The 13,911-nt window shown below is 28.7% G+C and carries 14 protein-coding genes and 1 other annotated feature; of the genes, 12 read left to right on the forward strand and 2 right to left on the reverse strand.

What is annotated here, in order from left to right:
• Positions 1-70 precede the first annotated feature (70 nt).
• Entirely contained in the window at positions 71-1,069 is a 999-nt protein-coding gene (locus H9661_RS05995) for a LacI family DNA-binding transcriptional regulator (RefSeq protein WP_143317494.1), read from the forward strand.
• 241 nt (positions 1,070-1,310) lie between these two features.
• Here the strand turns inward: H9661_RS05995 and H9661_RS06000 are convergent, their stop codons facing one another.
• Positions 1,311-2,009 (reverse strand): amino acid racemase, encoded by a 699-nt coding sequence (locus H9661_RS06000; RefSeq protein WP_191767938.1) that lies wholly within the window; start codon positions 2,007-2,009, stop codon positions 1,311-1,313.
• A gap of 461 nt (positions 2,010-2,470) precedes the next feature.
• Here H9661_RS06000 and H9661_RS06005 point away from each other — a divergent pair, with 461 nt between their 5' ends.
• From H9661_RS06005 to H9661_RS06020, 4 genes are all read left to right on the forward strand, one after another.
• A complete protein-coding gene (locus H9661_RS06005) occupies positions 2,471-3,475 on the forward strand; it encodes a serine O-acetyltransferase (RefSeq protein ID WP_243129626.1) in 1,005 nt (334 codons plus the stop codon).
• Between the two features lie 65 nt (positions 3,476-3,540).
• Positions 3,541-4,467: a PLP-dependent cysteine synthase family protein gene (locus tag H9661_RS06010; protein WP_191767939.1), complete on the forward strand. Its 927-nt coding sequence runs from the start codon at positions 3,541-3,543 to the stop codon at positions 4,465-4,467.
• Between the two features lie 320 nt (positions 4,468-4,787).
• Complete coding sequence (locus H9661_RS06015; protein ID WP_191767940.1) at positions 4,788-5,525, forward strand: AzlC family ABC transporter permease; 738 nt, start codon at positions 4,788-4,790, stop codon at positions 5,523-5,525.
• Positions 5,488-5,820 (forward strand): branched-chain amino acid transporter permease, encoded by a 333-nt coding sequence (locus H9661_RS06020; RefSeq protein ID WP_143317498.1) that lies wholly within the window; start codon positions 5,488-5,490, stop codon positions 5,818-5,820. Before H9661_RS06015 ends, H9661_RS06020 begins: the two co-directional genes overlap by 38 nt.
• Positions 5,821-6,341: 521 nt before the next feature.
• Here H9661_RS06020 and H9661_RS06025 read toward each other — a convergent pair.
• Positions 6,342-6,527 carry a hypothetical protein gene (locus tag H9661_RS06025; protein ID WP_143317499.1) on the reverse strand — a complete coding sequence of 62 codons (186 nt, stop codon included), beginning with the start codon at positions 6,525-6,527 and terminating at the stop codon, positions 6,342-6,344.
• 109 nt (positions 6,528-6,636) lie between these two features.
• On the opposite strand from H9661_RS06025, the gene H9661_RS06030 reads away from it, so the two are divergent.
• The 7 genes from H9661_RS06030 (at position 6,637) to H9661_RS06060 (ending at position 13,610) form a co-directional block, all read left to right on the forward strand.
• A complete protein-coding gene (locus H9661_RS06030) occupies positions 6,637-7,212 on the forward strand; it encodes a nucleoside recognition domain-containing protein (RefSeq protein ID WP_143317500.1) in 576 nt (191 codons plus the stop codon).
• A gap of 10 nt (positions 7,213-7,222) precedes the next feature.
• Complete coding sequence (locus tag H9661_RS06035; protein ID WP_143317501.1) at positions 7,223-7,750, forward strand: spore maturation protein; 528 nt, start codon at positions 7,223-7,225, stop codon at positions 7,748-7,750.
• Between the two features lie 77 nt (positions 7,751-7,827).
• Positions 7,828-8,559 carry an ABC transporter ATP-binding protein gene (locus H9661_RS06040; RefSeq protein WP_143317502.1) on the forward strand — a complete coding sequence of 244 codons (732 nt, stop codon included), beginning with the start codon at positions 7,828-7,830 and terminating at the stop codon, positions 8,557-8,559.
• Complete coding sequence (locus tag H9661_RS06045) at positions 8,546-10,168, forward strand: putative ABC transporter permease subunit (RefSeq protein WP_143317503.1); 1,623 nt, start codon at positions 8,546-8,548, stop codon at positions 10,166-10,168. The genes H9661_RS06040 and H9661_RS06045 overlap by 14 nt, the downstream gene beginning before the upstream one ends.
• Before the next feature lie 128 nt (positions 10,169-10,296).
• Positions 10,297-11,547, forward strand: a complete 1,251-nt coding sequence (locus H9661_RS06050; RefSeq protein ID WP_191767941.1) for an aminopeptidase P family protein — start codon at positions 10,297-10,299, stop codon at positions 11,545-11,547.
• Positions 11,548-11,619: 72 nt separating this feature from the next.
• Complete coding sequence (locus H9661_RS06055) at positions 11,620-11,937, forward strand: phasin family protein (RefSeq protein WP_143317505.1); 318 nt, start codon at positions 11,620-11,622, stop codon at positions 11,935-11,937.
• Between the two features lie 56 nt (positions 11,938-11,993).
• A complete protein-coding gene (locus H9661_RS06060; RefSeq protein ID WP_143317506.1) occupies positions 11,994-13,610 on the forward strand; it encodes an ABC1 kinase family protein in 1,617 nt (538 codons plus the stop codon).
• 38 nt (positions 13,611-13,648) lie between these two features.
• Positions 13,649-13,897, forward strand: a binding site (T-box leader).
• Positions 13,898-13,911 lie beyond the last annotated feature (14 nt).

A 13,911-nucleotide genomic window follows, 5' to 3' on the forward strand; every position in this document is an offset into this window, starting at 1 on the left:
TGCTTGTTATTGCGCTAATATATATGTATAATTAATAATTAGAATATATAAAAATGGGAGTGATAAATAAATGGCAACTTCTATTAAAGACGTAGCAAAAGAGGCTGGCGTATCTATTGCGACCGTATCAAGAGTGTTAAACGATATCGATGTTGTAAATGAAGACACAAAGAAAAAGGTTTTAGACGCCATTAAGAAGTTAGGTTATAGACCTAACATTGTAGCAAGAAGTTTGAAAACTCAAAGAACTAAAACTATAGGTATACTAATTCCAGATATATCAAGTCAATTTTATCCTGAAATCGTAAGAGGAGCAGAGGATGTTTCACATATATACGATTACAATGTAATACTATGTAATTCTGATTTCGATGCAGAAAAAGAGAAAGAATATTTAAGAGTTCTTAAGGAAAAGATGGTGGACGGAGTCATTTATATGAGTAGTTCACTTAATGAAGATATCTTAGATTTAATTAACGAGTTAGATTTAAAAACCGTATTGGTTGAGACAAAAGATAAGGATGGTGCTTTCCCAAGCGTTACTATAGATAACGTAAGTGCTGTACATGATGGAGCTAAATATCTTATTGAACAAGGAATAAAGAATTTAGGTTTTATTGGTGTAAAAAATGATGGTATGAATGCATGGGGAGAGAGATACATAGGATTTGAGAATGCTTTAAAGGAAGCTAATTTATCAGTATTAGATGATCTAGTTTGCTTTGATACATTAAGAGTAAAATCAGGAGCAAAAGGTGTAAAACAATTTATAGAAAGTGGTAAGAAATTCGATGGAATTGTTTGTGCATCAGATGAAATTGCAATGGGTGCAATAAATGAACTTAGAGATAATGGAATTAAGGTACCAGAGGATGTAAGTGTAATAGGGTTTAATAACAACTATGCTGCTTCAATTTTCTATCCTAAAATATCAACTATTACCCAACCAAGTTATGATATGGGATCAGTTGCTATGAGAATGCTTATAAAAATTCTTAATAAGAAAGATTTGGAACAAGATCAATATGTTCTTGATTATGAATTGATTAAGAGAGACAGTACAAAATAAAAAATAATACCTATAGGCTAATATTTTTGTAAGTTTTAGCTTATAGGTATTTTTATCTTAATGTATGGGAAAGTATAAAAAATTCAAGGGGCTGTATCAGATTGAGTTAAAAAAACTTCAATCTGATATAGCCTCTCTTACTTGATTTTTTTATATGAAATTTTACTTAATCAATAAGCTAAACCATCGTTTTTAGAAGCTTAGTTCAAATTATATTTAGTGAAATTATTATTTTTTAAAACTACAATTTATATCCAATAGAATATAATGCAGCTTGCTCACCATGGATTAAAGTAGTATCAAACAATGGTATTTTAGTGTCTTTTTGTTGAATTAATAATCCAATCTCTGTACAACCTAATATAGTTCCTTGAGCACCTTGTTTTGCTAACTTATTTATAATATTTAGATAAATCTGCTTTGAATGTTCGGATATAATTCCTAAACACAATTCATCATAAATAATTGTATTTATAAGATTTATATCTTCTGCATCAGGTATTAATACGTCAATTCCATTTTCAATTAACTTAGACTTATAAAAATCCTGCTCCATTGTATATTTTGTTCCTAATAATGCAACCTTGTTAATACAGCTTTTCTTTAATTCCTGTGCAGTTACATCTGCAATATGTAATATAGGAATATTAATAGCTTCTTGAATTTGATTTGCTACTTTATGCATAGTATTAGTGCATATAACTATAAACTCTGCACCTGCTTTTTCTAGACTCTGTGCAGCTTCTGATAAAATTTGCGCACTCTTCTCCCAATTCCCAGTTGATTGACATTTCTCAATTTCATGAAAATCAACACTATATAATAAACACTTTGCTGAATGTAACTCTCCAAGTTGATCTTTGATAACATTGTTCACAACTTGATAATAGGTAACCGTGCTTTCCCAGCTCATACCCCCAATTAAACCAATTAGTTTCACTTCTGTTCACCCTTCCAATTTGATGATTTTATGTTATATATTTTAGTTATAACTAAATTATACCATATGATAAGTAAATAACTAGAAATAGATATGGATATTAATCTATATATTTAATAATTTTAACGGAAGGTATAGTGTTATTGTTGATGATTCTGGTATGTAAGATAAATTAAAATACCGAAGGTCATCGGTATATGTCTAGGACTACAAAGTGCATCGGTAGTTAACTTTGGTAACCTTGTTATTGGTGGAGTGTTTATTTTAATTCCTTAATATGTTTTTTATAAAAAAGCAGTTTGTTATTAAAGTGCAACTTTTTGTATTAAATAATCACTAATGTTGTTCGAAATTTGACATTTAGGAATAATAAATGTAAAATAATACAATATAATAATATTATTGTAAAAAATGTATCAATATACTTGGCAAGTAATTGAATAAGTATCAGGGGGGGGTATATGGAGCAAAATATATATACAAAAAAAATATGTTATGAAAATGTAAAAACATTCATAAGTAAATGTATGAATGAAGTATTTTCATTATCAAAAGAAATGAATTTTAATCTTATTCAAGAACACTATAATTATATTTTTGATAGTATATATAATTTAGTGATTGAAGATTTATTAGCTTTTGTAAATAATGATCCTGCTTGCAATGGAAATTTAGATTTAGTATTAAATTCATATAGATCATTTAAATGTATCGTTTTATATAGAATCGCAAATTGTATTTATTATAGTAATAATATTGATAGTTATAATAAATTAATTTTAGCTCGAATGATTTCCGAATATGCAAAAGTACAAACGGGTATAGAAATACACCCTGCCGCAAAAATTGGGAAACAGTTTGTTATTGACCATGGAATTGGAACAGTAATAGGTGAAACATGCGAGATAGGAGAACAATGTTATCTATTACAAGGAGTTATATTAGGATCTAAAGGTATCTCTGCAAATGAAGCGGGAAAAAGACATCCTACTTTAGGGAACAATGTAGAAATAGGAGCTTTTAGTAGAATACTTGGTCCAATTACTATTGGGAATAACGTTAAAATTAGTCCACACACAGTATTGACAAGTGACATACCTAGCAATTCAAAAGTTATTATTCAAAATGAATTACAAATTCTAAAAGAACGAAATTGTATTAATTCAATTAGTATAACTAATATAAAATATGACGGTGAATTGTTATTGTCTATATATGGGGAAAACTTAAAAGATACTTCTATTGAAGTTTTAGATAAAGATTTTAATTCTATCAATTATATAGAATACAACGTACTGATGATGAAAAATGATATCATAAAAATTAAATTTAAAACAACTAATAAAAGTTTATTAAAAGAAATCAAAAATATCTTTTTGTTAAAAATATTTAATCAATATAATAATGAAGTAATACTAGCAAATTGTATAGCAATGAAATTAATGTTCAAAGATATTATAACTTGATAGTAGAAATTTTTTAAAATTCCATTTATGCAATGAAGAAAATAATATATTAGGAGGATAAGTATATGGATAAATATTCACTTGTAAATTGTATTGGAAATACTCCAATTGTTAAGTTAAACCAAATAGTACCTAAAGATTCTGCAGATATATATGTAAAGCTTGAAGGGTTTAATCCAGGAGGCAGTCATAAAACTAGAATTGCATTAAATATGATAGAAGAAGCTGAGAAAAGTGGTATTTTAGTTCCTAATAGTGGACAAACAATAATAGAAGGAACAGGTGGTAATACAGGTACTGGACTAGCAATTGCCGGTTGCTTAAAAGGCTATAAAGTAGTATTGGTAATTCCAAAGCATTATATTACCAAAGATAGAATGTCTATGTTGCATGCTTATGGAGCAAAGGTAATAGTTTGTGAAAGTGCTTTTGGTGCACACATTGAGACGGCAAAAAGACTTTGTAATGAAAATCCTGATTATGTATATTTAAACCAATTCATTAACCCTTCAAATCCTAATACACATTACAAATATACAGGTAAAGAAATTATAGAACAAATTTCTAGTCCCATAGATGGATTTGTATGTGGTGTTGGTACTGGAGGAACATTATCTGGAATAGCAAAGAGAATTAAAGAAGCTTATCCATCAGTAATAATAGCAGCAATGCAACCTAAAGGATGTGAGGTTTTAAAAGGAATAGCTGTTCCACATGAAATTAAAGGTAATGTATCTGCAGAAGGAATTCCAGAAACGTTTGAAGTCTCTCTTGTAGATACCTCAATATCCGTTTCATTTGATAGAGTTAAAGAAATTGCTAAATTATTATCAACCAAAGAAGGCCTTTTCTTAGGAATTTCATCATGTGCAAATATAGTTGCTGCCATTGAGCTGGCGAAGACATTAGGAAGTGGAAAAACTATTGTTACAATATCTCATGACTTTGGAAACAATTATGTGGATTTTTACAATGAACTATTTTCAAATTAAAATTTCTATAAGAAAATGAAAAAACAACAAAATTATATTATAAAGATATGTATAATGTAAGATTTAAAGCTAAAATCATAGATTTATTCTTAGATCAAACCATTGCGTTTCCGGGAGGCGATACTGGAGGCATCTATGTTAATTATAACGGTGAGGAGATAAAAATTCCATTTACCAATATGCAGAAGTTAACAAGGAAGGTGTTTGGGGCGATATAGAAAAAAATATAAGTTGCTTTTGCTTATAACAAATTATCTTTAATTATATCATAGATAATATTTTTTATAACAAAATTAAGATTTTATAAAGGAGAAAATATTATGGATGAGAAATTAAAAGCCCTTACGGCAGCTTTTAAAGAAACGATACCAGTTTTAACTGGATTTACATTCTTAGGAATGGCGTATGGAATATTAATGAGTACAAAAGGATATGCATTTTATTGGTCTACATTAATGAGTGCTATTGTTTTTGCGGGAAGTATGCAATATATTGCTATTACTACTTTATTAACAGTAGCATTTAATCCTTTATACGCATTATTTTTAACACTAATGATAAATGCAAGGCATTTATTTTATGGAATATCCATGTTAAAAAGATTCAAAGGAATAGGTAAAGTCAAACCTTTTTTGATTTTTTATATGTGTGATGAAACATTTTCTATAATTTTTAATAAAAAAGCACCAAAGGGAGTAAAAGAAAATTACTTCTTTTTCTTCATAGCTTTCTTAGATTATTTATATTGGGTAATTGCATCAACAATAGGAGGATTATTAGGTAAAATAGTTAACTTCAATACTGAAGGAATTGATTTTGTTTTAACAGCTTTATTTATAGTTATGTTTTTAGAACAGTGGAAGAATTCTGAAAGTCATAAAGCTGCCATAATAGGACTAGTATGCTCTATTATTTCTTTAGTTATATTTGGGGAAAATAATTTTATTATTCCAGCTATGATATGCATTTTAATAATATTAACTCTGTTTAAAACTAAACTAGAAAGGAGTAATTTAATAAATGACATTAACACCAATTCAGATTCTTATAACTATTAATGTTATTGCCTTTGGAACTATCATTACGAGATTTTTACCATTTATAATCTTTAGAGATAATAAAAAAATGCCTAAGTATATTGAATATTTAGGTGATATATTGCCTTATTCAGTTATTAGTTTATTAGTTATATATTGTTTGAAATCAGTATCATTAACAAGTAGTCCTTATTCTTTGCCAGAACTACTATCAATTATTACAATAGTAGCTTTACATAAGTGGAAGAATAGTACGCTATTAAGTATTGCCGGAGGAACTATCATTTATATGATATTAGTTCAATGTATATTTTAGAAATCAGGAGGCGTATCATTATGATATACCTCCTGATTTTTTAGTAAGGAATCGACATAATAAATACACTATTTCCACTCATTATGGTTTCAGAATTAAGTTTAGCCGATTTCATGTAAGGAAAAGTTAGTAGTCAATTATAATGATAATTAATTAAAGAATATGTGGAATATTAAAGATATGTAATTTTTATATGAAAACATATATAGTTCTAAATGTATTTCTAATTTTAGATAAACAATAAAAATATTAGGCATGAAGAAAATAAAGTAGTTATAGAAACTATCCAGGCATATGGATTTATTAAGAGATTAATAAAGATGAAATTATTTAGCAATTTCCCTGTTCTTCATGTGAAAAATGGGGAGGAATAATGAGAATGATAAAACATAATGGATTGTATTGGGAAGGTTATAAATCGTAAAGTAAAAGCATAGGTTTTTATTGGGGCCTATGCTTTTAATTCTAGTTTGTAAAGTCTTTTCACGAAGGGAGCTCGTTTCGGAGCCGTTCTTTTATAATTAAATTATGCCTTCATTTTTTAATATGTTTTCTAAATTTTTTACTTTTTCATTTAATGTTACAAACTTTTCTCTTAATAGTTCTTTTGACAAGTTTTCTTCGTTTGCAACTTTTTCTAGATCTTTTACAGTTTCTAAGGCATCGTTAATATCTTGTTGAGCCATTTTTAAGTTAGTGTCTTCCATATAGCTTCTCCTTTTTAGGTAAAAAATAAAATATATAATAATCCTATCACTACTAAAAGAGTAGTGCAAGGCATATATTTTATTAAGTAATAAGGTATGTGGAGGAAAAATGATAAATTATATTTGGTTTGGACTTATATTTTTAGGACTTCTAGTGTCATTGATTACTGGAAAGGGAGGAGACATATCAAGCAGTATAGTTAATTCAGCTGATAATACTGTAAAATTGATTATTGGACTTGTAGGAGTTATGTGCTTTTGGTGTGGAGTTATGAAGGTTGCAGAAAAAAGTGGATTGACTGAAAAATTGGCCAAGCTTATGAGGCCCATCTTAAAAATTCTATTTAAAGATGCAGCGAAAGATGAAAAGGCTCTTGGTGCGATAGTTATGAATTTAACAGCCAATATGATGGGGTTATCAAATGCAGCAACACCATTTGGAATAAAAGCTATGGAGGAAATGGACAGACTTAATCCGAAGAAAGGGAGGGCTAGTGATGATATGGCTCTTTTTTTAGTTATGAATGCAGCGTGTATTCAATTAGTTCCTTCAACTGTTATGTCAATTAGAGCAGCTTGTAATTCTCAGAGTCCTGGAATAATTATAATACCTGCTATAATATCAACGGCAACAGCAGCTGTGGTAGGAATTATTTGTTGTAAAATACTTCAAAGGTACTTTTAGGGGGTAATTTATGGATGGATATATAACTAAAAGTATAATAGGATTTATCGTTATATTAATAATTGGATATGGCATGATTAAAGGTGGCAAAGTTTATGAATGGTTTATAGAAGGTGCAAAGGATGGTTTAAAGGTATGTCTTAATATATTTCCTTATCTTTTGGCTATGATTGTAGCTGTCGAAATATTTAAACAGGCTACACTTTTAGATATTCTAAATAATTTTATAGCTCCAATAGCAGGATTAATAGGACTTCCGAAGGAAATAATACCATTGATATTAATAAAGCCTTTATCAGGAAGTGGTGCAGTAGGGATTTTTACTAATATTGTTCAAGCATATGGACCAGATAGTGCTATAGGGTTAATAGCATCAGTAATTATGGGAACTACAGAAACTATTTTTTATACAGTAACAGTATATTTTGGAGCAGTTAAGGTTAAGAAAGTTAGACATACTGTTTGGGCAGCTATTATGGCAGATTTAGTTGCTATAATAACGGCTGTAACAGTTGTAAGATTGTTCTTATTAAGTTAAATTTAAGAATAGGGTATATTAATTTGGAAAATTTAGTGATAATATATTTCTATGATGATACTTGGAGGTGAAGTTCAGTGATAAAAGTTGATGCTATAACAAAAAGTTATAATGGGGAATATAAGGCTGTAAATAATCTGAATCTGGAAATAAATGATGGAGAAATATTTGGATTATTGGGGCCAAATGGAGCTGGAAAAACAACAACTATTAAAATGATAACAGGAATTATTGAGCCTACTGTAGGGAACATAGAAATTAATGGTATAAGTATTTTAAAGGATCCAGTAAAAGCTAAAGAACAATTTGGGTATGTACCAGATAATCCAGATATGTTTTTAAGGTTAACAGGTTTAGAGTATCTAAACTTTATGGCAGATGTTTATGGTGTAGATACTAACATTAGAAAAGATAAGATAAAAGAATTAACAGAGAGATTTGAAATGACTACTGCACTTGGGGATAAGATTCAATCTTACTCACATGGTATGAGGCAAAAGATAATAGTTATGGGAGTATTAATTCATGATCCGAAAGTTTGGATACTTGATGAGCCACTAACAGGATTAGATCCAAAGTCTGCATTTACATTAAAAGAGATGATGAGAGAGCATGCTGATGCTGGAAATGTTGTGCTTTTTTCAACTCATGTATTAGAAGTAGCGGAAAAACTATGTGATAAGGTTGCTATTATTAATAAGGGGCAATTGATATTTAACGGAACCTTACAAAATCTTAGAAATGAATTTAAAGAAAATGAATCATTAGAAGATATGTTCTTGGAGCTTACAAGTAATGAGAAGGCTTAAATTAATAACAAAGTACTTTATGAAAAATGCCCTTGAAAGTAACTTTGGTAATAAAAATATGAAACCATGGTTGAGTGTATTGCTAATGCTATTTGTGGTAGGCTGCATATCTTCACCACTTGCACTTATGGTGTCAGTTTCTTACAAACCATTAGAAGCTATGGGACAAGAAGGTTTTTTATTAACTACTATATTGATATTAGGAACATTGGTTACTTTTGTTTTTGGTATAAATACAATATTAAATGTTTTTTATTTTTCTAATGATGTAGAGCATATTTTACCATTACCTTTTAAAAGTTCACATATAGTTTTTGGTAAGTTTTTAGCCGCTTTACTTGATATGTATTTTTATTCGCTCATATTACTATTTCCATTAATAGCGTATGGAATAGCAAGTAATGCTGGAGTGGTATATTATATATATGTTTTATTATCTATTCTAGTTATTCCTATACTTCCTATGATAATTGGAGCTCTTATATGTATGTTACTAATGAGATTTACATCATTATCTAAACATAAAGATGCCTTTAGGATGTTTGCTGGAACCCTTATGTTAGTTTTATTCGTTGCATTTAATTTTTTTAGTCAATCATCTGGAAGTAATGATGAGGTTTTAGTTAAGTTAGCAGCAGAGCAAGGAAATAATAGTTTAATGAACGGCATTAGCAATGTGTTAATTACAAATAAGTTAGCATCTTATGGATTGTTATATAATAAAGAGTTAAGAGGATTATTATTTATTCTAGCAGCAATAGTTATTGCAGCTGCTTTATTTGGTGTGTATTACATCATAGGGGGAAGCTTATACTATAAGGGGATTATAGGTGCTTCAGAGACATATAGTAAGAGGGAAAATGTTCTAGAGACTAAAAATGCAGATAAACTTATAAGGGCAAATTCACCTATAAAGGCGTTGGTATTAAAGGATATAAAACTTTTATTTAGGACACCACAATTCTTTATTAATTGTATAGCTATGATGTTTTATATGCCTGCTATATTTGGATTAGCTTTCTTTGCTAAAGGTTCTGATTATTTAGGGGAAAAACTTGTAGGAAAAGAAAATCTTTATGGATATGTAATTGTAGCTATATTAGTTTTTTCAATAATGTCTATATTATCAGGTGGAGCTGCATCAACAGCGATATCGAGAGAGGGAAAAGATTTAATAGTATCACAGTACATTCCTGTATCTGGTAAAGATTTTATTATGTCTAAAATTATATCTTCAATTTTGATAAATGAAATCAGTGCGATAATAGTGATAGCACTTATGATATTTTTAAAGCTACCAGTAATAATTATTGCTTTAGGAAGTGTAATTTCATTAGGTTCAGTAGCTGTAATATCACTAGTTGAGCTATATTTAGATTACAAATCTCCAAAGTTAGAGTGGGAAAATGAAAGAGATATGTTTAAAAAGAATTATATGCCATTGGTGTTAATGTTAACAGCATTAGTTCTAGGAGGAATATTCTTATTATTAACATTTGTTTTGAAAAGTTATTTAATAACATTTTTAGCTATGGTAATTGTAATAGTTGTTGTAGGTGTTGTTGTTTTAAATATGTTAAATAAGGCGTGTAAAGATTCAATTATTTAAATTATAAATAAATCTATCTTAAAGTATTTATTAAGTTACTTTGAGGTGGATTTTTTTGTATCTATATTAATTATATGAAATATAAAGAGTATAATAAACTTATATAAAGAAAAAGGGTGGTAGTTTACATGGAAAAAGGTGTTTTAAGGAAAAATAGAGATAAATTAATGAAAAATTTAGAAGATAATTCTATGGTTATATTATTTGCTGGAAGTGCACCTAAGAAAAGTGCTGATGAGATGTATGAGTTTACTCCTAATAGGAACTTTTACTACTTTACAGGAATAGAAGAAGAAGATCATATTATGATATTAACAAAATTTAAGAAAGAAGTTAAAGAGTATTTATTTCTCAAAGAAATAGATGAAGATGAAGAGAGATGGAGTGGAAAGACCTTAAGGAAAGAAGAAGGAATAGAGATTTCAGGTATAGAAAATGGATTGTATTTGAATGAATTAGAAGGATTTTTAAATAAAACTTTTAATGGACAGGAAGAAATGAATATTTACTTAGACATGGAGAGGGATTCTTTCAGTGAGTTAGATACTATTGTGGGGAGATTCGCTAATGGTATTATAGAAAAATATCCTTATTTAAGAATAAAGAATGTTTATCCAAAGATAGTTCCTTTAAGACTTATAAAGTCTGATGAAGAAGTAGAAGAAATTAAAAAGGCAATAGATATTACAATTGAAGGAGTTAAATCTCTTATGAAAAATGCTAAGGTTGGAATGAGGGAATATGAATTAGAAGCATTTTTTGACTTTACTTGTAAAAGCAATGGAATAAGGGATTATGCATTTAAAACAATAGCTGCGGCAGGAAAGAATGCAACTATATTACATTATGCAGATAATAATTGTGAGATTAAAGATGGGGATTTAATTCTATTTGATCTAGGGGCTCAATATAAATATTATAATGGTGATATTTCTAGAACTTTTCCTGTGAATGGCAAGTTTACAGATAGACAGAAGGAAGTTTATGAAGCAGTGCTTAGAGTTAACGAAGCTGTAATTAAAGAAATAAAGCCAGAAGTTAAATTTTTAGAGTTAAATAAAAAAGCAAGAACAATGATAGCTGAGGAATGTAAAAAACTTGGACTAATAAAAGCAGAAGAAGAAGTTTCAAAGTATTATTGGCATAGTATTGGACATAGTTTAGGTTTAGATACCCATGATGTTGATTCGCCAGATAGAGATACTGTATTTAAAAAAGGAATGGTATGGACAGTAGAACCAGGAATATATATAGAAGAGGAAGGGATAGGTATTAGGATAGAAGATGATGTTTTAGTAACTGATACAGGTGTAGAGGTATTAACTAAGAATATGATAAAGAGTATTGAAGATATAGAAAATTATATGTCTAAAAATTAGTATATATCATCTTATATAAGGAAAAAATAAAAGAAATACTTAAATTCAAACATTTTGATACGGGGTGATTTTATGGTCAATGATGCAAAAAAGATATTTTTAGCAGGTGTTGGAGCAGCGGCTATGACTTATGAAAAAGCAAGTGAAGTTGTGTCAACATTAGTTGAAAAAGGTAAACTTACAGTAGATGAAGGAAAAGAGTTGTCAGAAGAACTAAAGAGAGAAGTTAAAAGTTCAGCAGAAGAAGTTAAAGAAAAAGTAGCAGAAAAGATAAAACCATTAACAAGAGAAGATTTAAGATGCATTTTAGAGGAAATGAATTATGCAACTAAATCTGAAATTTTAGAATTACAAAGAAGAATAGAGGTTTTAGAACAAAAAAATAACTAACGTGGAATCCCTTGCTTAAACATTTAAGTAAGGGAATTTCTTTAGGAGTTGAAGTTATGAGAAATAAATCTACAGAACGATTTAATGAAATTATTAAGGTTTTTGCATTTTATGGATTTGGAGTAATAATAGATAATAAAGTAACCCATAGTAAGAAATCAGCAGAGAATTTAAGAAAAGTATTTGAAACACTTGGACCTACTTTTATTAAAATTGGACAAATACTAAGTACTAGAACAGATATATTACCTAATGAATATATAAATGAGCTTATTAAGTTACAAGATTCGGCGAAAGAAGAAAGTTATGATTTAATTAAAGAAGTTATTGAAATATCTTTAAATAAGAGTATAGAAAATTATTTTTCATACTTTAGTAAGGAGCCAATTGCAGCGGCATCAGTTTCACAAGTCCACGAAGGAATATTAAAAGATGGAAGAAATGTTGTTGTTAAGGTCCAAAGGCCTAATATTTATGAAAAAATGAGGATAGATATATCCATTTTAAAGAGGATGGTTAGGTTTACTAGATTTAAGTTAGAAATACCGGGAATTGATATTTTAGAAGTACTTGAGGAGCTTGAAGAAAGCTTAAAAAAAGAATTGAATTTTATACTTGAAGGGGAGAATATAAAAAGATTTAAAGAAAATAATGAGAATGTAGTAGTCTTGCATGTTCCTGAAGTGATAGATGAACTTTGGAGTATGAAAGTTTTAACCCTTGAAAAGATAGATGGCTTTAAAATAAATAATACAAAAAAGATTAAGGAAGAAGGTTATTCTAATAGGGATATAGCAAGAAAATTGGCATTATGCTATTGTAAACAAGTATTTGAAGATGGTTTCTTTCATGGAGATCCTCATCCAGGAAATATATTGATTTCTGAAGGAAAATTATGTTTTATTGACTTTGGAATTATGGGAGAATTAAATGAAACATTAAGAAATTGGTTGAATTATGCTATGTTTGCTTTGGCAACTGCAGATAAGAAAAAATTAAGTGAATTTATTTTAGCTGTAGGTATCAAAAGAGGAAAAATCGATAAGGGATTATTATATGAGGATATAAGTTATCTATTTGATAGTTATGTAACAACTAGTTTAAAGAATATAAAAATAGAGATATTATTTCGAGAGGTTTTTACAATTGCAAAAAAGAATAATATACAATTACCCAGGAAATTAGTTAGCTTAGTTAGAGGAATTATAATATTGGAAGGAGTAATTGCTGAAGTAGATCCAGAGTTTGATATTTTTTCTATAGCAATATCCTTCGTTAAATCGAAAAGTAAAACGGCACTTTTAAAGGAGTTAAAAGGTGAAGAATTAATATTAGCAACCTATTCATTTATGAGAGACCTTATAAGAATCCCAACAGAGACTTTAGAAGTACTAAATAGTATAGAAAATGGTAGAAGTAAAATAAATTTGCATATAACTGATTTAAATAAGACTATATCTAATATGCAAAACATGGTTAACAGATTGACCGGAGGACTTTTGGTTTCATCTCTTATAATATCTTCATCACTTATAATATGTAATAAGGTAGGTCCTACATATAGAGATTTATCTTTACTTGGGGTTGTTGGATATTTGGTATCAGGGATATTTGCTATCTTATTATTAGTTTCTATGATTAGAGCTGGGGATTTTAAGAGAAGGAATAAATAATATTTGACATAGAAATTTTTTTGATTTATCATAAGTATGGAAATGCTATGAAAAGAAGAGTAATAAAGGAATGTGTTTGAAGAGAGCTGATATTTGGTGAAAATCAGTAACAGAAAACTTTATGAAGATGGTCTTGGAGCAGAACTATTGAGCTGGATCTTAGTTAGATAGTTACGGGAGCAACCGTTATATTGCAAGGTGATGATAGTCAGCTAAAGAGTTTCTTATCGTGAGGTAAGAGAGAAATAGAGTGGTAACACGTAATTTAAGTTTAATACGTCTCTATATAGGTAAAATACCT

It is taken from the genome of Clostridium cibarium, assembly GCF_014836335.1.
GTDB classification, from domain to species: domain Bacteria; phylum Bacillota; class Clostridia; order Clostridiales; family Clostridiaceae; genus Clostridium; species Clostridium cibarium.